We start from the raw sequence: 20,525 nt of genomic DNA, 5'->3' as shown, positions 1-20,525 counted from the left end.
CATTGCATCAACCTAATTGCAATGCATCACGTAAATGCCCATTGGCCTGCTGAAGCCGCTGCCGTGCCGTCGCCGGGTCTTGCTCCGCTAAAATCATAAAAATGGCGACCTTCACCTCACCATCTGACTGTGACAGGGCGTGTGTTGCGGTGTGTTCTTCACATCCTGTCGCTTCCATCACGATCAACGTGGAACGGGTAACCAGTTTATCGTTGCTGGCTTTTACATCGACCATCAGGTTTTGATAGCACTTGCCCGTCTTTATCATGGCGGCGGTGCTCAGCATATTTAATACCAGTTTTTGTGCAGTGCCTGACTTCATTCGGGTTGAGCCTGTGAGCGCTTCAGGGCCAACTTCGGGCGTAATGGCAATCTGGGCGTAGGCGTTAATGGCGGCATTGGGGTTACATGACAAAGCGACCGTGACTGCGCCGACTTGCTTGGCGTAATCGAGTGCACCGATGACATAAGGCGTGCGGCCACTGGCGGCGATACCGACCACCACATCCTTCGCGGTGAGGCCTTGTGTGACCAAATCCGCTTTACCTGCATCTGGGTTGTCTTCAGCGCCTTCTTGGGCGACGAACATAGCAGGCTCGCCACCGGCAATCAGTCCTATGACTTGCTGGCTATCCACCCCAAAAGTGGGCGGGCATTCGGCCGCGTCAAGCACACCCAGTCGACCACTTGTCCCTGCACCGATGTAGATAAGACGACCGCCTTGGTTAAAACTTGCCGCAATCGCATCGACCGCTTTTGCAATCGCGGGGAGCTGCGTCTGCACAGCGGAGGCTACGCCCTTATCCTCTGCGTTAATCATTGTCACCAAGCCAAGTGTGTCTTGTTGGTCGATCGTCAGTGTATGTGGGTTGCGTGTTTCTGAGAGTAAGCCTTTTAGCTGGTCGACGCTGGGGGCTGACATAATCGTTCCTCAGTAAGGTAGATAAATGGCACCAAGACAACAGGCTTGTGTTGCGCCTGTCACGGCGGGCACATTGCCTGGTTGGTGATTAAGGGTTTGCCTGGCCAGCCAAGCAAAGGCAATGGCTTCCATATCGTCGCAACTGATCCCGGCATCGTCAGTTTGTGCAATGGACCATTGCGGAAGTGCCTGTTGTAACGCATGCATCAATGCCTGGTTGTGCGCGCCACCGCCACACACGAACACTCGGCCACGTTCTAATGGACGGATCGCTAACGCGATACTTTCGGCAGTCAATGCCAGCAAGGTGGCTTGCACTTGGTCTGGAGAGAGTGAAAACGCGAGCAGGTGACGGTCGAGCCAATCGAGATTAAAGTATTCCCGCCCGGTACTTTTAGGAGCTGGACGTGAGAAGTACGCGTCGGATAACAGGCGGTTGAGTAAGGGTTGATACGCGCAGCTGGTGGCTGCCCACTCGCCATCTTTGTCATAGGCTTGGTGACGGTGACGCTGCGTCCAGGCATCCATCAACATATTCCCTGGACCCGTATCATAGCCATATAAAGGGCGATCGGGACAAATCATTGATACGTTGGCAATACCGCCAATATTCACTACTGCGGTGGCTTGTTCGCTATCGGCAAAGTAATCATTGTGAAAGGCGGGCACCAAAGGGGCGCCTTGACCGCCATACGCCATGTCTTTACGCCTAAAATCAGCGACAGTGGTAATGCCGGTTCGCGCCGCAATCACATTGGCGTCGCCAAGTTGCATGGTGAATGGATAATCGCCGCTCGGTTGGTGATAGACGGTTTGACCATGACAACCGACCGCCGCGACATGTTTAGGCAGTAACGCCGCTTGTTCAAGTAGGGTATTGATGGCATTTGCGTAACACTCCCCTAAGCGGCGATCGAGTTCGCCCAAGGCTTTGACTGACATCGGATGACCTCGGCTCAAGGTGATCACGGTAGCTTTAATATCCTGCGGTAGCGGGTCACTATGACGAGCAATTGACTCCACGTGGCCGGCTTGAGTGAACCGGACAGCGACGACATCAATGTTATCTAAGCTCGTCCCTGACATAACACCTATGTAGATATCGGCGGCGGGTTGTGGCATCGGGTGCTTCCTTACAGTAGTCCAGCGATAAAATGACGATAAGAACCAAGGTACTGAGTATAAACAGATTGCGATAAGTGGCAAAGTGCTTGATGATCCCTTTGAGGTACTGGCGCCTTGCAATAGTGAATGGTCTGATTGGACGAATATAATCAAAGTGGTTGTCAGTGGGTTGACAAGAGTATGAAGGAGAAACGATGGGACCGGTTTGGCTAGATGTGCACGCCGAGCAACTTGATAACGAAGAGAAAGAAATCTTGGCACATCCCTCTGTGGGAGGCGTTATTCTATTTGCTCGCAATTATTTTGACTCCGCGCAGCTGCGTGCATTAACTCAGTCAATACGCACAGCGGCGGGGCGCGATATCCTCATCGGCGTTGACCAAGAGGGGGGCCGTGTTCAACGGTTTCGCGACACGTTTACCCCCATACCCGCAGCGCAGTCTTATGGTGCGTTAAGTGCGAGTCCAGCGCTCGCGGAGCAAGCGGGTTGGGTGATGGCAATGGAGCTGATCGCTCATGGGATTGACCTCAGTTTTGCGCCTGTGCTGGATTTAGGATTTGGGTGTGCGGCAATCAAAGACCGTGCCTTCGGTGCGACACATCAAGCTATCACTGACTATGCTGGCGCCTTTGCTAAGGGTATGCGCGTGGCAGGCATGGCCACCACGGGCAAACATTTTCCTGGACACGGTGGGGTGAAAGAAGACTCGCACTTAGTGACACCTAAGGATACGCGCGATATTTTGCACTCAGACGACTTTGCGATTTTCCAATCGTTTATTGCGCGGGGGCTCGTGGATGCGATGATGCCTGCCCATGTGGTTTACCCGCAACACGATGCCTTGCCAGCCAGTGGCTCGCCGTACTGGCTTACCCAGATTTTGCGCCAGCAACTTGGGTTTAAAGGAATTATTTTCTCGGATGATTTAAGTATGGGCGGTGCGCATTTGTTCGGCGATGCGCCCGCGCGTGCCAAAGCGGCGCTTGATGCGGGGTGCGACATGGCCTTGATATGCAATGACCGCCACAGTGCGGTGTCGGTGCTCGACGCTTTGCCCATTCAGTCGGTCCCTGCTGCTGAGACATTGCGGGTGCGCCAATCCGTGGAGTGGCAACGCTTACAGCAAGATCCGCGTTGGCAGTCGGCACAGCGTGAGATTAAGCGACATGCAGAAGAGTGGCAGGCGCAACAAGCCTGAGCGAGTGCACTAGCGTCAACGTATTTCAGGACGGGACACAACAAACAAAAAAGGCAACGTCATCACGTTGCCTTTATCCTATTAATGACGAGTGCAATGCACCGCGAGTCTTGCCTCGCGATTAGCGGTCCTCTCCGAAATAACTGTCGTCGTGTTGCGATCGGGAAGCGCGCTTATTGTTGCGCTTCTTGTCTTTTTTGCCGCGTGGCATATCGTCATCAAAATCGTCGTGGTGGCGAGATTTAAACTTCTCTTTATGTTGCGAGCCGTGTTTTAACCATTGATCCCACTGTGCCATGGTGGTGTTTTCCTAACGCTTGTTGATTGTCAGTGCTATGTGTAGCCGGAGTGTTAGACACATAATGTTTGCCTAACGATTTTAAGATAGCCTAAAAATTGAACGTCGACTAGTGAAATAGGCGTGAATTTACCGATTTTTTCTGAGCACTTATAACTGACCGGTAGATGATACTAACTCATTGATTAGCGGGTTTTTATCGCTGTTAGTTAGCCAGGTAAGGTAAAGGGGGTGGGTAAGAATATGGCCGTGATCAATAAGATGGAGTTGTCCGTTGTTCAGATAAGGGTGAACTGCCAGTGACGGTAGAAACGCGACGCCGCCGTGCACGAGTAAATAGTTTAACGCCAGTTGGCATGACTGGGTATGTAACACGGGTGAGCGTTGTAGTGGCGCAATTTGGCTTTGCTCAAGTGAAAAGCGAGTTCCCCAATCAAGATAAACCAGCGGTAGCGTGTCGCTCGTGTCCAGTGTGAGCCCCGGTAAATGGCTAACTAACTGAAGTTGATAATCGCCTAGGTGGTGTGATTGTAACCCTTCAAGCTTAGGCAGCTCTGAGGTCAATCCGGCATCAATACGTTTTTCAATCAAATGGCGTGCTAGCAACTGGGCGGGTGTCGACTCGGCACGGATCAACCAGTCTGGGTGCGCCGCACACACGCGGTTGACCCATGTGCTGACGCCATCGAGTTCCCACAGCATCGGGGAGGCGGCAAGCGTGAGTTGTGCGCTCGTGTGCTGCATCGCACTGACGTCCTGTTGGGCGCGCTGCCACGTTTGCAGCATGGTTTCGGCGTAAGGAAGTAATCGCTCACCCGCATCGGTTAGACGAACATTATTGCGCTGACGAACAAACAGTGATGTATCTAGCTGGGTTTCTAGTTGGCGAATGCGAAAGCTCACAGCGGACTGGGTCAGGTAAAGGTTTTCCGCTGCACGACCGAAGTGACGCGTCTTGCTCACTTCAATAAATGTACGCAGTAGTTGAATGTCCAATGGCGTTTTCCTTCTCGGCGATATCGGGCATTTAGACAAAAAACCTCGATGCACGTCAAGTGAATGTGCGCGATGTGGATCAGAGCATCAGATCTGCCAGTGTCAAAGGGCGTTCGGTCAAGCCAAGCCGTTGGGCTGGGGTGAGATGCGCGCGGTCTTGCCAACATAAGTTATGCCATGCGCGATAGATATCCAGCAGGGGCAATAGCCCACCAGGGCGCAGCCGGCGTCTCGGCTCATTGACCAATAGTGAAAACTGCTGGTGGAAGTGCTGTTGATATTTTTTTAACGCATCACAGCTTGCATGGGTTAACCAATAGGCCTCTTGACCTTTGTTTTGGCCATGATCGCAGATTGCTTTAGCACCGTCGCCACTGCGAGTAAAGGCCCAACGATCACGCCACCAGCTTAGCAAAACGATATCAATTTTTTCTGGCTCTGATCCGGGCTGCCAACCGGCATCCTGCTCGACGTATACATGGCTGACGCGTTTATCTCGAATATCGGCCTCAAAAACGGAGAGGCAAGCGGAGCGCAATAAGGGCTCTTGCGGCGAAAAAACCACAATTTGCTGCCAATGCTCGATTAACGGCTTGAGGTTGAGGTAATGCGCATACGTAGTGTATTGAGGGCGGATCAGCGTGCCGCGATTAGGATAAATAAAGTGCAGCGGCTGCGTATAGGGATCTTCGACATTCGAGCGAGCAAAGACGTCGCGGTATTTGGCATCCACTCGACCCAGTAACCCCTCTGGGCGTGCTACTGTATCTTGCGGCTGACCCGCACTGTGCGTCGACATAAAGCGACAGTCAGGCTGATAAGGGTCATGATGTGTGTGCAAGTGGTGATGGTCATCCGTATGATAATTCACATCTTGTTGCAGCACGTAGCCACTGTGCGCTTCTCCTGTTGCCAGCCATTGCACGCCATTGTCGCTCTTGGGTTGCAAGGCGGTGTGGACACTGGCCAGATGGCCGGTTGAGGTATCGGCTAAAAACCGGCTGTCGTAAGCGGCAAGCTTTTGTCGGCAGCGCGCGGCTATTTGGTTAAGATGGTCGTAGAAGGTTTTCGGGTTCAGTGACAGTCTTCGGCAGATGTCACGCACTGTGTGGCCAGTAAAAAGAAACGCTAACAGCTTTTGCTGTAACTCACTTTTTTTGTTGACCCCAGACCAGCGGTCGACAAAGGTGCTTTGGCAGCTTTTGCAGCGATAACGCTGACGATCGCCACTATAGCCGAACGCATGATAACAATGCCGATGCGTGAGCACGGGTTTACCTAAATGCTCACATTCTGGGTTGGTACAAGCACACAAACCATCGGCATGAAGTTGACGCTGAGCAATCAGCTCAGCTTGAACATCATGGTTATTTAACAGTGGAGGAAACGCGCCACACTCTCGACACACCAAGGTTGGGCGAGCAGGATTGGTGTGTTGAACCAAGTAATCTTGCTCATCTTTCGACCCAAAGTTGGGGCAGGTGAGTGTTTTACAAAAGTTTAGCTGTAATTCACCGGCTGCAAGAGGCAGCTTACTGCTTGACACGTTTCCTCCGACCAACACTTACAGGTTGATCGCGGTTTCTAGCGAGACCGTCATCATCTCGTTAAATGATTTTTGACGCTCGTCAGAGCTTAGTGCTTCGCCACGGATGATATGGTCAGACACGGTCAGGATGGTGAGTGCACGCGCACCCAGTTCAGCCGCAACACCGTAGATGCCTGCCGCTTCCATATCTACAGCGAGGATACCTAAGTTATCCATTTTGTTGAACAAATCACCTTCTGGGCTGTAGAACAGATCGGCAGAGAAGACGTTACCGACACGCACAGACACATTCTGCTTACGTGCTTCGCCCACGGCCGTTTCCAGGAGGTGATAGTCAGAGATAGCCGCGAAGTCATGGCCAGCAAAGCGTGTACGGTTTACTTTCGCATCCGTGGATGCGCCTTGTGCGATGATGACATCCATCAGTTTGACATCGTCTTTAACCGCACCACAGCTGCCGACGCGGATCACGTTCTTAACACCGTAATCTTTGATTAGCTCATGCACATAGATTGAGCAAGATGGGATCCCCATGCCGTGACCCATGACAGACACTTTTTTGCCTTTGTAGGTGCCGGTGTAGCCGAACATGTTACGCACGTCGGTGACGCGCTCCGCGTTCTCGAGAAAGTTTTCGGCAATGTACTGCGCGCGCAGCGGATCACCAGGCATGAGGACAGTTTCAGCAAATGCGCCGTCTACAGCATTGATATGTGGGGTAGCCATAGTGTGCTCCAATTATCTTTAGTTAAGAGAAAAAGCGTTCGATCACAGCTTGGTAAGCCATGCCGCCAAGGTAGATACCAACAATGCCCATGATCCCAGAAATCACCGGGGGAGCAGGCAGTGGTAACTTGATCGCGCTGAAGAAAAAGCCAACGATGGCGCCAGCGACGACCGCAAGTAAAATTTCGTTCATTATAACCCTCAAACATCTAGTTAGGTGCAGTCCAGCTCAAATCGGTACCCAAATTGCGACAGTCATAGCTGTCTTTATTGTCTTTTAAGTGGTGCCGCATGAGATGAGTCCAGTGTATGTAACCCATGCGCATTTACGCGCGATCTTGATCACAACTATCCCCATATTAGCGCGTAATGGCCACAATGATTACTAAATATGTTGATAGTGTCGATGCAATCGCTTGCGTTTTGGTCAAATGGCGCGGTTTTATCGCCTCTCAGATGCGTGGTGATGACGAATCAACAGCAGGTAGCCGATTCAATTGCGGTTTTTTTGCGCAAGATCAAAACAGTTTTGGTAAGCGTAACTGGCATCGCCGGATGAAAGACATGATGACTGGCTTTTGCGAGCGAAACCTATTGCCTCATGCCATGCGCTTAATCAATAACACTATAAATATGAATAGTTCTCACTTCTATTCGTGACTTGCTTATTCAACTGCGTTAGCATTCCCCCACCGATTTTTGCGAGGAAAGGGCTATGCAAGCTTTTCGTTCATTTTTTTCATTTATTTTTCTCACTGTTTCTTTGCTGTTGAGCAGCCAGGCGGCCGCAAAAACCATCACCCATGCGATGGGCACCGTTGAAATCGACGGCGTACCACAACGCGTCGTTGTGTTGGGGCAGGGCAGTTTAGATGTGCTGGATCGCCTCGGTGTTGAGCCTGTTGGCGTGGTGAAGTCTTTAATGCCGGATTATCTTGCCAAAACCTATCAAGACGATAAGTATGTCGCGGTCGGGACGGTGAAAGAGCCTGATTATGAGGCCATTTTCACCGCTAAGCCGGATTTGATCATTGCGGAAGCGCGTATGGCCTCGCTCATGGGCGAGTTAGAGGAAATCGCTCCGACAATTATGTTTCGAGCGGACTACGAGAATTACTGGCAAAGTGTGCAAGCTAATTGGCGCATGCTAGGCGAGGTGTTTAACAAGCAAGAAAAAGTCGACGCGATCATTGAACAAATGAATACCAAAATCGCGCAGACCCATGATAAAGCGGTGGCAGATAACTTTAACGCGTTGATGGTCATGAGCAACGGCAGTAAAGTGGCGATGTTCGGCGAGAATAGCCGATTTGGTATGGTGTTTGATGAGCTAGGCTTGAAACCTGCGAAAAGCGATGATGTAGAAGTGGCAGGCTCACACGGTAATTTGATTTCGTTCGAATATATTGCCGACGCCAACCCAGATGTCTTATTAGTCCTTGATCGTGAGCAGGCGATTGGGGAAGGTGAAGGCAAGGCAAAAGCGCGTTTTGATAATCCTTTGGTCAACAAAACGCATGCTCACCAACAGCAACGTATCAGTTATCTCGACCCAACCGCGTGGTACATTACCATGGCTGGCATGACGGCGATGGATAAGATGATCGATGATGTAAACCGCGTGCTTTAATCATCATACGAGAAACAAACAGACCCAGGCTGGCCCTGGGTCTTTGTGGTTATAGACCTCAACGGTAGTGATTCTGTGAAGTATCTTTCTATTCCTGTCCTCGTGGTGCTGGCGATCCTGTCGATATCCATTGGTGTGGCGCACGTGTCCTTCGCGAGCTTGTGGGCGGGCGATCCAGAAGCGTGGACAATTTTTACCACCAGTCGTATTCCTCGGTTACTGGCTATCTGTTTGGCTGGTGCGGGTTTAAGTGTGGCTGGACTCATCATGCAGCAGATCTGTCAAAACCGCTTTGCCGCGCCCGACACTACCGGCACCATTGATTGTGCGCTGCTGGGTTATGTGCTGACGTTGGTTGCGTTTGGGGGCGCCAGCCAATGGCTGGACTTGTCCGTTATTGTGGGGATGGCGATGGCTGGCACTTGGCTATTCGTCCATTTTCTCCAACGACTGAAGTTTAAAAATACCGTGCTGGTTCCCTTGATTGGCATTATGTACGGCAATGTCGTTTCTTCGCTAACCCAGTTTTTAGCTTATAAGTACGATCTGATTCAAACCTTGCAAGCGTGGACGGTCGCCAACTTTTCGTCGGTGCTCGCGGGAAATTATGAAGTACTCTTTGTGGCTATTCCGGTATGTGGTATCGCCTATGCGTATGCCAGCCAATTCAGCGCCGCCAGTATTGGCGAAAGCTTTGCCAAAAACATTGGCCTTGATTATCAAAAGGTAGTGCTATTCGGTGTCATGGTGGTCGCGTTGCTGTCGTCCGCTGTGGTGATGATTGTTGGGGTCATCCCCTTTCTTGGCTTAATTGTGCCCAATGTTGTCTCGCTTTTTATGGGCGATAACATTAAACGCAACTTGCCTTGGACGGCCTTTTGGGGCGTGGTGTTGGTGTTGAGCTGCGACATTCTGGGCCGTGTCATTATCTTCCCTTATGAAGTCCCGATTGCGATGATCATTTCTATCTTAGGCGGTGCGGTGTTTATCTATCTAGTGATGAGGGACAAAGCGAATGCGTGATGGTATCAAGCTTTCCCTGGTCGCAATGGGTGTGGTGCTCGTGGCGGGGTACTTTTTAGGGCATGGATTAACGGCGGATAATTACGCGTATTTTCTTTCGCGACGAACCCCTAAGGTTTTGGCAATCACGTTGGCTGCCGTGGCCATCTCTGCCTCTTCGCTGGTGTTTCAAACCATCACCAACAATCGGATCCTGACCCCTTCGATTCTGGGCTTTGATAGTTTATACGTTCTCTTGCAAACCGTTTTATTGGTGGTATTTGGCTCAAGTAGCGTATTGCTGATCAATGCGTACGCGAACTTTACCGCCAGTGTGGTGTTAATGACGGTAAGTGCGACTGTGTTGTTCACGCTTTACTTTCGTCGACATCGCGCCAACATCTATACGCTGCTGTTAATTGGTATTGTGTTAGGTAGCGTGTTTGGCAGTATCAGTCAGTTTTTTACCTTGTTGGTCGATCCGAGTGAGTTCGCCATCCTGCAAGATGCGATGTTCGCCAGCTTCAACAATGCTAATCGTGAGCTGGTCTATGTCAGTGTACCGGTCTTAGCCGCCTGTTTGCTGGTGCTATATCGATTTAGCAATCAGCTTGATGTGTGTTTGTTGGGTGAGGATAACGCAACCAGCCTTGGCATCGATACGCGCCGACTCACACTGAAAGTGATGATGGTGATTGCGGTGATGATTGCCTTATCAACTGCTTTGGTTGGACCGGTGCTCTTTTTTGGTTTGATTGTGGTGAGCCTCGCACGACAAATGTTTGTCAGTTATCAGCATCGTTTTTTAATTGTGGCCACCAGCGTGTTGGCCGCCTTTTTGCTGTTAAGTGGCCAGTATGTTGTCGAACAATGGTTTGGGTTTGAGACCACGGTGAGTGTGATCATTAACTTTGTCGGTGGCGGTTACTTTTTGTATCTACTGACGAAAAACAAGTTTTAATATTATGATTGAATTAGTTGGATTATCGAAAGCTTATGGCCAAACACAGGTGGTCAATCAAGCCAGCGCACTGTTTCCACTCGGTAAAGTGACCGCTATCATTGGTCCCAACGGGGCTGGGAAAAGTACGCTGCTATCGATGGCGAGCCGACTGACAGACAGTGATGCCGGTGAGGTGTTGATTGGTGATAAACCACTGAGTGAGTGGAGTAACCAGGCGTTGGCGCAGCGCTTGGCCGTGTTGCGTCAAGCGAACAACGTCAATATGCGTTTTCGGGTGCGTGAGTTGGTTGCATTTGGGCGCTTTCCGCATTCCAAAGGGCGGCTAACCGAACAAGACAACGCGGTGATTGATGACGCGTTAGCGCAACTCGGGCTGACAGAGTTGCAAGAGCGCTTTATTGATCAGCTCAGTGGTGGTCAGCGTCAAATGGCATTCATTGCCATGGTGGTGGCGCAAAACACCGACTATGTTTTCCTCGACGAGCCACTCAACAACCTCGATATTCGTCACTCTGTGGCTATTATGAAAACGGTACGAGAGTTGGCACACCGATACAACAAAGCGGTGGTGGTGGTGATGCACGATATCAATTTTAGCGCGTGCTACGCCGATAACATGATTGCGATGAAAGCGGGTGAAGTGGTTGCCAGTGGCCAAGTGAAAAACGTGGTGACTAAACCCATCATGGAGCGGATTTACGAGATTGATTTTGAAGTCGAGGAGATAAACGGGCAGCGCATTTGTCTGTATTATGGCGCCGCCACACCATCGATGGCCGCTGCAGAGACTTAAGCGTGTTGTGAATGACTAGCCGCTATTAGCGGCTAGTCGTCTTAGTGTGCTTTGGCCTCTGCGCGTTTGTTCGCCGCTTTTTTAACGGGTGCCCGAGTCAGCCACCAACTTGCCAGTGAGCCTAAAGTGACCATGGCCACACCTTGCCAAAAGGTGAGCGTCAACGAAGTAGAAAGTAGTACTGCCGACAATAAGGTCGATAAAACAGGGATGAAATAGGATAGGGTGGCCAAGACCATCAAATTGCCCTTGAGAATACCTATATTCCACAGCCCATAACCGCCTCCCATGGCGAGTCCAGCGAGCAGCACATAGCCGCTGGTTTGCCATGAAAGATGCATAGCGGGTGCGTCAGAGGCGAGATAGCCCACCCACAAAGTGACCGCGGTGGCACAGAAAAACCAGGTGATCCCGTTCTTACCCTGCGCGCGCATCTTGGTGAGGTTGCAGTAAATCGCCCAAATAATCGCACCGCTAAACGCCAATATATAGCTAACCGGGTTCGACTGAATGTTGGCCACGAGGTGAGACCAAGATACGCCTTGCTTGCCTCCTACTGTCCACACCACGCCCATAAAGGCGACGACTAACGCAGGATAGAGCCACAGGCTTACTTTCTGACGGGTCAAAATAACCGAAAACAAGACAGTTAAGCACGGCCAGAGGTAGTTGATCACCCCCATTTCGATCGCTTGGGTGCGGGTATTCGCCCAAGCCAATGAGAGCGCTAAGCACAATTCATACACGACAAATAAAACGCCGCCAATCAGTAAATATTGGCGCGGGAAGGTGTTGAGTTTGGGGAGGCCGACGACGACAATCAAACAAAGAGAGGCAAGCGTATAGATCGCCGCTGCGCCACCGAGTGGCCCAAGCAGTTCGGTGACATGACGGATAAAGGCGACATTGCTGCTCCAAAGCATGATGGCGCCGCATCCCGCCAGCGTATATCGGTTCATGAGGTAGCCGTCCAAGCAAAACCTCTAAATTGCCTTTTTTATTGGACGTGTGCAACCACCATCGCCACTGCGTATTAGGTGAATGAGTCAAACAGTAGTCGGTGGTCGTCGGGCGCCGTCAGTGACTCGGCGGTGTGAGGGTATGCGTGGCAAGCAGTGTATCAAGCGGTGTTGGGTAGTCGATAAGAAACCCTTGCACGTAGTTAATGCCAATTTCTCGTACGCAGGCAAGTTTTTCTTCGTCGGAGACCCATTCCGCGACCGTTTTGTAACCCATGGTGTCACAAATGCTGACAATGGACTCCAGTATGACGCGATCGATTTTGTTTTCTCGGTCGGTCAGGTTAGCCACAAATTGGCCATCAACTTTAACCACATCCACATTGAACAGCTTTAAGTAATGAAACGAGCAGAGACCGGCACCAAAATCATCCAGCGCGACATGCGCGCCATGGTGGCGTAGTTCGTCGATAAAAGAGACGGCTGCGTTTAAATGACTAATGAGTGCTGATTCAGTGATCTCAAAACACAGTCGCTCCGCAGGAAGGACAGAAGCGCTTAATAGCTGTTTGAGTTGTGTCTGAAATTTAGGGTCACTGATTGAGTTTGCTGAGAGGTTGATGTTGAACCTGAGTCCTGACTCTGCCAACTCCGCGGCGCGCGTATTGAGCACATAGTTCACTACCCAGCCATCGATATCGCGAATGTAGCCAAAGGCCTCGGCAGCGGGAATAAATTCCCCCGGATTCATAATATTACCGTCGGTATCTATCATGCGTATTAATAGTTCGTACCAGTGTTCAACCACAGGCCCTTGTGCGGGTGCCACCTGTTGGCCATAGAGCGCAAAGCGGTTTTCAGTCAGTGCTCGTGTAATTTTCCCCACCATTTGCATGTCACTGTGGCGTCCCTGCGCGGTGCCTGAGATATCGTTGTAATCCACTATCTGGCCGCGTCCTGCCGACTTGGCCTCATACATCGCTACATCGGCGCGGCTCATCAAATCCGAGAGGGTTAATGTCGCATCGTTAACATCCACCAGACCCACACTGGCACTGATGGCAAAAATGCGCTCGCCATAGGAGAAAGACAAGTGTTCAAGCTGTTTGATTAAGTCGGCGATCGTATGTTTCGCGTCGCGCATATTGCAGTGCGTGAGCAGCAACGCAAACTCATCACCGCCCAAACGCGCCACCACATCATCACTGCGTATGTTATCGGCTAAGGCTTGTGACACTTGGCATAGGACTTCGTCACCGGCGTGATGGCCGACCGAGTCATTGATGATTTTGAACAGGTCTAAATCGATAAACGCTAACACGGAGGGCGATTGGTTCTCGCTGGACAGGTGATTTTCCATGAGGGTTTCAAAGGCGCGACGATTGGGTAGCTGTGTGAGCGAATCATGATTGGCGTTGTAGTCTAACTGTGCCATCAGCGCATGCTCATCCGACACGTCTCGCAACACAAACACATACCCGTGTTGACCGTTTTGGTTACTGGTCAGTGGAGACATAGCCACCGATACATACAGGCGTTTGCCGCCCGCGATAACCAGTTGGTAGGCGTCTTGTATTTGGGTTTCAAAAAAGGTCTCTGTTTGTTGACTGCTAAAGCTGGAAAGCAACACCCGTTGCTGGTTGTTGTAAAGCTCGAAAACCGCGTCCACAGGTTGGCCGAGTGGCAGCACGCTATCATTGGCAACAAGCCACTGCGCGGTGTTGTTGAGGTAGGCCAAGTTGCCCTGATCGTCGATGGTGATCACCGCATCGTTGATGGAGTTCATCACCACATCCAGCTGTTCACGCTCTTGGGCCAGTGCGTGGTTAAGCTCGTTGATTTCGGTATTGTCCCAATTGGCGCCGATCATCCGTACCGTGTTGCCATTATCGTCTATTTGTAAGCTGGCGAGAGCACGGATGTAGCGAATACGCCCTTGACTATCAATGATCCGAAACTGGGTATCGAGTCGTTGATGATGCGTAAGCGCGTCCTGGAGTGTTTGGTTGATCGTCTCTGCATCATCTGGATGAAGACGTTGCTGCCAGGTGGCGAGTTTTTCACTGCCTTCGGCCTCGGGGACATCGTAGAGGCGGTACATTTGTGCGTCCCACTCTAGCTTGTCTTCGTTAACGTGATACTCCCAAATACCAATATTGGCCGCTTTTGTCGCGGCTTCTAGGCGGCGGCGTAAGGTGTCTGTTTGCCGGTTAGTTAGATACTGTTCAGTGATGTCAATCACGGTACTCAAGACGGTTTCTGTTTCTTCCCCCGTTTGCCGCGCCGATGATTGGCGTAGATAGCGATAGGCGTTCGCGTCATTATTAAACCGGAATACCTCTACCATCCGGTCGGTGTGTTTGTCGACGAGCAGGCGCATAGATTGTTCCCATGCGGCGCGATCGTCTGGATGTATGCGACTGACCCAGTCTTGGTAGGTGCGTATCTGTTTGGCATTGATGCCGAGCAAAGGCGCGGACCACCCAGAAAACAGCAACGCACCCGTATGAATATTGAGTTCAAAGACGGCAAGTTTGTTGATATCGAGGGCAAAACGCCAACGTTCAAGCCAGCGTTTTTGTTCACGTTGTGCCGCTTTGAGTGCGTTGATATCCTCGATTTGGCTGATCAAGTGAGTCACATGACCAGCGTGCTTATCCCGGACAGCGGTGAGCGAAAGCCGTCCCCATACTGTCTCGCCATCGGCGCGTACAAAGCGCTTTTCCAATCGCTTATTATCAGAATGACCCATGATCAGATCGCTAAAATATTCCCTCAGCGAAGATTGGTCTTGTGCTCGCGTGAACAAAGAGACATGCGAACCGATAAGCACGCGGCGCTCACAGCCAAAAAACTGCGCCAAACTGGCGTTTGCTTCTTGGACAATACCTCGCGGATCCAGTATCGCCATCCCTATCAATGAGTTGTGCATGGCTTGCGTGAGCAGCGAGTGCTGCTCAATGTGATGCCGTTGATGACGTCGATAGCTATACGCCAGCTGTGTCATCCCGACGCCTATCACCAAGGTCGCGGCCGCGGTGACTAAGCGCGACAAGGAGACTTGGTGTTCGCTGTCGATATGGAAAGCAAAGACACCGATCGCAGAAAGGAGGTCAAAACTGACCACTGACAAGGCGATAGTGGCAAGGCCTATTATTCTGCTTTGCAGTGTGGCAGCAATGAAAAACAAGCCTGTCAGCGCGATGAACGGATAGGGGAAAGCATAAAAAAGCAAACTAATCAGGACAAACAGCGCGAGACTGCCGCTGATCATTGTCGATGGAGAGGGAGCCGGTCGATAGAGCTTGTCGAGAGTATCTGTGTATAGCCGCTCTTTGAGCGCTAAGCATAGCGGAAATAGCGCAACGAATCCGATAAATTCACTAAAAAACCAGCGTACTACATAGTAGTTAAACCCGTGTTCATTGAAGGCGGATAAAACATAGCCCCCGAGGAGGGCACCGACAAGCGGGCTCATAACGGCTGTTGGCATCAGTCCGCGGATAAATGGCCACACACCGTGCAAAGGGTTGCCATAACGCCGGCGCATCATAAGGTATAACGTACAGCCCGTGAAGGCGGTTAATGTATTGATGGCCGCCAGCTTAAGGCTCAGTTGGGATGGGAGCCCCATGACACTGTCTGCTGCAAATACCCCGATAAAAAAACCGAGGGTGGCCAGGGCACGCGCGCGGTGAGGAAGGTTGGCCAGTGAAAAAGCGCCCACGGCGGAGGCATACCAAATGACGGCAAATTCTTCACTCTCGGGAATGACGGCCAACGAAAAGCACACCAGCGAGAAACTAATTGTCATCAATACCAAAAAGGCGTGAATCGCCTGGCGCACTCGGTGATGGCGGGGCATGGCTCTCTCATTAATTACAATGACCTAGCTGTAGCTTAGCGCATTTTGTCTTAGAGTTAACGACCTTTATTGCCTTTCCGCTACCTTTGTCGGTACTGAATTGTTGCCCGCCGTATTGAGAGGCACCTGCATCCTATTAATCGCTTGGTTACTAGCGCCTCAGATCTAATGCTTTAGTCGAAATTTGATCACTTTCACCGCTATTGAGTGTGAAGCATGGCATTAGTAATCAAAACGTGGCAGTCCTGTGTGTCGTGATACGACCGCATGCCATGACATTGGATAAAATCGGTTCAGTGAGGAACAAAGGTGGCTCGATGACAGGGAACGCAGCGAACAAACAATCATGGATTTGGGTTGTAATAGGCACCACGTTGACACTTTTAGTGTTGGTGAGTTGGCACTTTTTTTCTGAGCAGTTTTATACGGTAGCGGGACTCCTCGCCTGCCAAGCGCTCGTGACCGTGTTGGCGATGAAGGTGTACTCGTCGGCACCCAAGGTGGTACCGGGGCAAAATACCGAGGAAGAAACGCAAACGCTGCCGATGAAAACGGTCGGACGGCTGGCAACGCGCGCTACCATGAATGCCATGAATGCGGCGGAAGTCTCGCATCGCTCGGATATATTAAAAACGCGATTAACCGAACAGTTTTCTTCTGTGGTCGAGGTCACCGAGACCGCGCAGCATATCGAACAGACTTTGTCTCACACCTGCCAAGCGCAGGCGGCGTCTGTTGAGCAAGTAACGCGCATGCGAGATTTGAGCTTGGAGGGGGCCGATAAGCTCACCGCCTCAATCGCGGAAATGCGTGATATTAACCAAAAAACGGCTGAAACAGTGGCACGTATTGAAGCGCTAGACGCTAACGTCAATAAAGTGAGTGATGTTGCACAGGTCATTGATGCGATTGCAGAGCAAACAAACCTATTGGCGTTGAATGCCGCCATTGAAGCGGCACGAGCGGGAGAGCAAGGGCGTGGCTTTGCGGTGGTGGCCGACGAAGTGCGTCAGCTTGCACAGCGTACGTCACAAAGCACCAGTGAAGTCGCGGCGATCATAAAACAAATCATGACAGAGTCGAGTAATGTGATGACCCATATTCAAACGCTGTCATCGGATGTCGAGGCGGGGACGTGGAATGTTGAGAGGGTGGGAGAGATTTTAACCGACCTCTCGTCCAGAGCCGATCAGGTTGAAGCGGCCGTGAGACAAATGGCGGATGGATCGTCACAAAACAGTGCAAGCCTCGAGCAAATTGCTTCAGCATTGACCCAAGTGCGGACTGGACTAGAAGACAGTGATAACCAGGTCATTGCGCTGAGCCAAGAAGCGGAAGGCTTGATGGAGACCACCGAAAAAACCAATGCCGTTTTCGCTGAGCTGTCTGAGGCGAGCCCACATCAACGCTTTTTTAAAGCAGCCAGCTTATGTCGTGATCGTATAGAGGCGGCGTTTGCACAAGCCATTGAGCAGGGTGAGATCAGTAAAAGTGATTTGTTTGATCGCCACTACCAGCCGATCGCGAACACCGATCCTAAAAAATATACCACTCGATTTGATAGCTTGTGTGATCGGATCTTACCGCCTATTCAAGAGCCCATTCTTGAGACAGATGAGAACATTGTTTATGTGATAGCCAATGACAACCATGGCTACGTCCCCACGCATAATCAGCGCTTTTGCCAGCCTCTCACCGGTGATTATGCGCAAGATATCACCGGAAACCGGACTAAACGCTTATTTGATGACCGAACAGGTAGGCGTTGCGGTCAACATACTGATACCATGTTGTTGCAGACCTACAAGCGCGATACCGGTGAGGTAATGCATGATCTTTCTGTTCCTCTTTTTGTTGCAGGTCAACATTGGGGCGCAGTGAGAATGGGGTATTATCCACCGGTATCGGCGGATTAAGCGAAAAGGAGTAGCAATGAATCCAGTTGCGATTGTAACCGGGGCAAGTGGCGGCATTGGCCGTGAGACGGCAAAACTATTGGCACAGCGTGGCTATGCCATTTGCATCAATTATCTTAGCAACAGTGAATCTGCTTTTGCGCTTGTTGATGAGCTTCAAGCGATTGGTGTCAATGCGATTGCGGTTCAGGCGGATGTGTCGAGTGAAGAGGGCGTTAAACGCTTATTCAGCGAAGCAGACAACCGTCTGGGAAATATCACTGCACTGGTGAACAACGCGGGGATCATGTTGCCACAGTCGACGGTGAGCAGTATGGATGCCGATCGGATTAACGCGATGTTCCAAGCGAATGTCACTAGTGCCTTTTTGTGCTGCCGCGAAGCGGTACACCGCATGGCGCAGTCCCGCGGCGGGAACGGTGGCGCGATTGTCAACGTTTCTTCCGCAGCGGTAAAAACCGGGTCGCCCAATGAATATGTTGACTACGCAGCCACCAAAGCAGCGCTTGATACGCTTACCATGGGGTTGGCAAAAGAAGTGGGGCGTGAAGGTATTCGTGTGAATGCAGTGCGGCCAGGACCCATCGATACGGATATGCATGCCGCAGGCGGTGAGCCGGATCGCGTCGCCCGTGTCGCGGATAACATTCCACTGGGTCGCGGTGGCTCTACCCTAGAAGTGGCAGAAATGATTGCTTGGTTATTATCTGATAATGCCTCGTACTCGACAGGAAGCTTATTTGATGTGGCGGGCGGCATGTAGCTTTATTTTTTCATCAATTTGTAAGTAACTTGGGCTTTCTCCTGTCTATGATTAATAAGGAGGAGAAAGCCAATGGTTGAGAGCATGATACCCAGTTTGGCGACCTTACCGTCACTGGGTTTATTTTTTGTCATTATATTTGCCTCGTATGTTTTTGAGGACGGTGCGATTGCGCTAGCCGCTTTTGTAGCGGTTGAGTCGGTCTTGGCGTGGCACACGGCCTTGTTGGCGATTTTCCTGGGCATCGCAAGTGGTGATATTGCCCTTTTTTTACTGGGTCGTTATGCGCGGCGTTATCGCGGTTTACGTGCCCGTTTATTGTTGATGAAAGGAGTGCGAGACGCACGCCACCTTTTACGGCGTCACGCTTTTTTTAATCTTTTCCTTATCCGCTTTATCCCCGGTTTAAGAACAATTACTTATAGCCTCAGCGGTTTTCTCGCGATCCCGCTCAGCACCTTTTTATTATCCGTTGGTATTGCCACCGCCTGTTGGACAGGATTGATTTTTTGGGGCGCATTCACGATTGAGCACAGCGATTGGCTGGCAGAGAAACAACTGACAGGTTGGGCGTTTGCGCTCTCGATTGTCTTGCTGGTGCTGATTAATCGTTTTCTCCGTCGCCGCGCGTTGCCAACGCCACCAAAAGGATCGCTATGACAAAGCCTTCGGTGACGCTTATCGGCCAAGCTGGCATGCCCCACTATCCTGTGTCACGGCCGTTGGGCTGGTTTGAGTTTCTGCCTGCTTGGTGTTTCTACACGCCCGTCGTGGTTCAATCAATCGGGCTTGGCCTCTACTATCGCAGTTTGACGTTGCCGTTGATTGCTAACCCGGGGATCCGTCTCTCAGGGATGGTCGGTGAGGCGAAATCAGAGGTGTTTGCCCAAGCGGGCGACACGGCGCAACGATACATCGCTGCCTATTGGCGATGGACGCGGCCCAATGCAATCACCCCCAGCATTAAAAAAACGCTACTTGCCGAACTAGCGAAGGCAGGTATCGCTATGCCGTTGGTGGCTAAGCCGGACAAAGGCTGTCGAGGGGCTGGCGTTCAGCGCATCGATACGGAAAAAAAGCTCTTTGCTTATATCAGCACATTTCCTCCCGACAGAGACATTATTTTCCAAGCATTGGCACCTTACGACGCGGAAGCAGGGGTTTTCTATATTCGCTATCCCGGCGAGGAAAGTGGGCACATATTCTCCCTCGGGTTGAAATATTTGCCCGCCGTGATCGGTGATGGCAAGCATACCTTAGCCGCGCTTATCCAGCACCATGATGCCGCCTCTGTGCGCGGACACCTTTATCATCAGCGCCACCACCACCAGCTTGATGACGTAATACCAGCGGGCGTACGTATTCCGTTAGCCTTCTCGGGTAGCCACTGCCGCGGTGCCATCTTTAAAGATGGGGCAACTTGGGTGACGCCAGCGTTGACGGCAAAAATGGATACGATCGCGAAAGACATTGATGGTTTTTACTTCGGTCGCTTTGACATCAAGTTTCGCGATATGGCGTCGTTAAAGAAAGGAGAGGCGCTTTGTATTGTTGAGATCAACGGCGCGAGTAGTGAGCCGGCGCATATTTGGGACAGTGAGGGGAGTTATTTCCAAGCCATCAGCGCACTTTTGCATCAATATCGGCATTTGTACCATATTGGTGCGCGCTTGCGATTGCAGGGACACAAACCGCCCTCTGTGTTTGCTTTGCTCCGCGCATGGTACCAAGAAAGGCGCTGGATGAAGCAATACCCAGAAACGGACTAAAGCGGCATGACATCTGCTTGAATGAAGATGATGGCGCCAAATTGCCGCA

The 20,525-nt window shown here is 51.2% G+C and carries 19 protein-coding genes; 10 read left to right on the top strand and 9 right to left on the bottom strand.

What is annotated here, in order from left to right; all coding sequences use genetic code 11:
* Nucleotides 1-7: 7 nt before the first annotated feature.
* Both murQ and BZG25_RS01240 read right to left on the bottom strand, forming a co-directional pair.
* Entirely contained in the window at nt 8-922 is a 915-nt protein-coding gene (murQ, locus tag BZG25_RS01245; protein ID WP_077638394.1) for an N-acetylmuramic acid 6-phosphate etherase, read from the bottom strand.
* A 9-nt stretch (nt 923-931) separates the two neighbouring features.
* The gene (locus BZG25_RS01240; protein WP_077606680.1) at nt 932-2,044 is read right to left on the bottom strand and encodes an anhydro-N-acetylmuramic acid kinase; all 1,113 of its coding nucleotides are present in this window, start codon (nt 2,042-2,044) and stop codon (nt 932-934) included.
* Nucleotides 2,045-2,241: 197 nt separating this feature from the next.
* Here BZG25_RS01240 and nagZ point away from each other — a divergent pair, with 197 nt between their 5' ends.
* Entirely contained in the window at nt 2,242-3,246 is a 1,005-nt protein-coding gene (gene nagZ / locus BZG25_RS01235) for a beta-N-acetylhexosaminidase (protein ID WP_077606681.1), read from the top strand.
* 121 nt (nt 3,247-3,367) lie between these two features.
* Here the strand turns inward: nagZ and BZG25_RS16040 are convergent, their stop codons facing one another.
* From BZG25_RS16040 to BZG25_RS01215, 5 genes are all read right to left on the bottom strand, one after another.
* Entirely contained in the window at nt 3,368-3,544 is a 177-nt protein-coding gene (locus BZG25_RS16040; RefSeq protein ID WP_167369752.1) for a hypothetical protein, read from the bottom strand.
* Nucleotides 3,545-3,694: 150 nt separating this feature from the next.
* Nucleotides 3,695-4,540: an HTH-type transcriptional regulator HdfR gene (gene hdfR, locus BZG25_RS01230; RefSeq protein ID WP_077606682.1), complete on the bottom strand. Its 846-nt coding sequence runs from the start codon at nt 4,538-4,540 to the stop codon at nt 3,695-3,697.
* Nucleotides 4,541-4,619: 79 nt separating this feature from the next.
* Nucleotides 4,620-6,086 carry a lactate dehydrogenase gene (locus BZG25_RS01225; RefSeq protein WP_046075623.1) on the bottom strand — a complete coding sequence of 489 codons (1,467 nt, stop codon included), beginning with the start codon at nt 6,084-6,086 and terminating at the stop codon, nt 4,620-4,622.
* 18 nt (nt 6,087-6,104) lie between these two features.
* Nucleotides 6,105-6,815: a purine-nucleoside phosphorylase gene (deoD, locus tag BZG25_RS01220; protein ID WP_046075624.1), complete on the bottom strand. Its 711-nt coding sequence runs from the start codon at nt 6,813-6,815 to the stop codon at nt 6,105-6,107.
* A gap of 22 nt (nt 6,816-6,837) precedes the next feature.
* Nucleotides 6,838-7,008 (bottom strand): XapX domain-containing protein, encoded by a 171-nt coding sequence (locus BZG25_RS01215; RefSeq protein ID WP_021023774.1) that lies wholly within the window; start codon nt 7,006-7,008, stop codon nt 6,838-6,840.
* A gap of 176 nt (nt 7,009-7,184) precedes the next feature.
* On the opposite strand from BZG25_RS01215, the gene BZG25_RS01210 reads away from it, so the two are divergent.
* From BZG25_RS01210 to BZG25_RS01190, 5 genes are all read left to right on the top strand, one after another.
* On the top strand, nt 7,185-7,475 hold the full coding sequence (locus BZG25_RS01210) for a hypothetical protein (RefSeq protein WP_046075625.1): 291 nt from the start codon (nt 7,185-7,187) through the stop codon (nt 7,473-7,475).
* Nucleotides 7,476-7,530: 55 nt separating this feature from the next.
* Complete coding sequence (locus BZG25_RS01205; RefSeq protein ID WP_046075626.1) at nt 7,531-8,445, top strand: siderophore ABC transporter substrate-binding protein; 915 nt, start codon at nt 7,531-7,533, stop codon at nt 8,443-8,445.
* 75 nt (nt 8,446-8,520) lie between these two features.
* Nucleotides 8,521-9,468 (top strand): ABC transporter permease, encoded by a 948-nt coding sequence (locus BZG25_RS01200; RefSeq protein ID WP_046075627.1) that lies wholly within the window; start codon nt 8,521-8,523, stop codon nt 9,466-9,468.
* Nucleotides 9,461-10,408 carry an iron chelate uptake ABC transporter family permease subunit gene (locus tag BZG25_RS01195; protein ID WP_046075628.1) on the top strand — a complete coding sequence of 316 codons (948 nt, stop codon included), beginning with the start codon at nt 9,461-9,463 and terminating at the stop codon, nt 10,406-10,408. The genes BZG25_RS01200 and BZG25_RS01195 overlap by 8 nt, the downstream gene beginning before the upstream one ends.
* Nucleotides 10,409-10,412: 4 nt before the next feature.
* Nucleotides 10,413-11,204 (top strand): ABC transporter ATP-binding protein, encoded by a 792-nt coding sequence (locus tag BZG25_RS01190; RefSeq protein WP_077638393.1) that lies wholly within the window; start codon nt 10,413-10,415, stop codon nt 11,202-11,204.
* A 41-nt stretch (nt 11,205-11,245) separates the two neighbouring features.
* Here the strand turns inward: BZG25_RS01190 and yddG are convergent, their stop codons facing one another.
* Complete coding sequence (yddG, locus tag BZG25_RS01185) at nt 11,246-12,163, bottom strand: aromatic amino acid DMT transporter YddG (protein ID WP_077638392.1); 918 nt, start codon at nt 12,161-12,163, stop codon at nt 11,246-11,248.
* Nucleotides 12,164-12,281: 118 nt separating this feature from the next.
* A complete protein-coding gene (locus BZG25_RS01180) occupies nt 12,282-16,028 on the bottom strand; it encodes an EAL domain-containing protein (RefSeq protein ID WP_077638391.1) in 3,747 nt (1,248 codons plus the stop codon).
* 317 nt (nt 16,029-16,345) lie between these two features.
* Between BZG25_RS01180 and BZG25_RS01175 the strand changes: the two genes are divergently transcribed.
* From BZG25_RS01175 to BZG25_RS01160, 4 genes are all read left to right on the top strand, one after another.
* On the top strand, nt 16,346-17,944 hold the full coding sequence (locus tag BZG25_RS01175) for a methyl-accepting chemotaxis protein (RefSeq protein ID WP_158010023.1): 1,599 nt from the start codon (nt 16,346-16,348) through the stop codon (nt 17,942-17,944).
* A gap of 16 nt (nt 17,945-17,960) precedes the next feature.
* On the top strand, nt 17,961-18,707 hold the full coding sequence (locus BZG25_RS01170) for an SDR family oxidoreductase (RefSeq protein ID WP_046075632.1): 747 nt from the start codon (nt 17,961-17,963) through the stop codon (nt 18,705-18,707).
* Nucleotides 18,708-18,779: 72 nt separating this feature from the next.
* Entirely contained in the window at nt 18,780-19,367 is a 588-nt protein-coding gene (locus BZG25_RS01165) for a DedA family protein (RefSeq protein WP_077606691.1), read from the top strand.
* Nucleotides 19,364-20,476 carry a hypothetical protein gene (locus BZG25_RS01160; protein ID WP_077638389.1) on the top strand — a complete coding sequence of 371 codons (1,113 nt, stop codon included), beginning with the start codon at nt 19,364-19,366 and terminating at the stop codon, nt 20,474-20,476. The genes BZG25_RS01165 and BZG25_RS01160 overlap by 4 nt, the downstream gene beginning before the upstream one ends.
* Nucleotides 20,477-20,525 lie beyond the last annotated feature (49 nt).

It is taken from the genome of Salinivibrio sp. ML198, assembly GCF_001996015.1.
Lineage (GTDB): Bacteria > Pseudomonadota > Gammaproteobacteria > Enterobacterales > Vibrionaceae > Salinivibrio > Salinivibrio siamensis.
The sequence above is the reverse complement of the archived record's forward strand: the minus strand, read 5'-3'. Positions and strand labels throughout refer to the sequence as shown.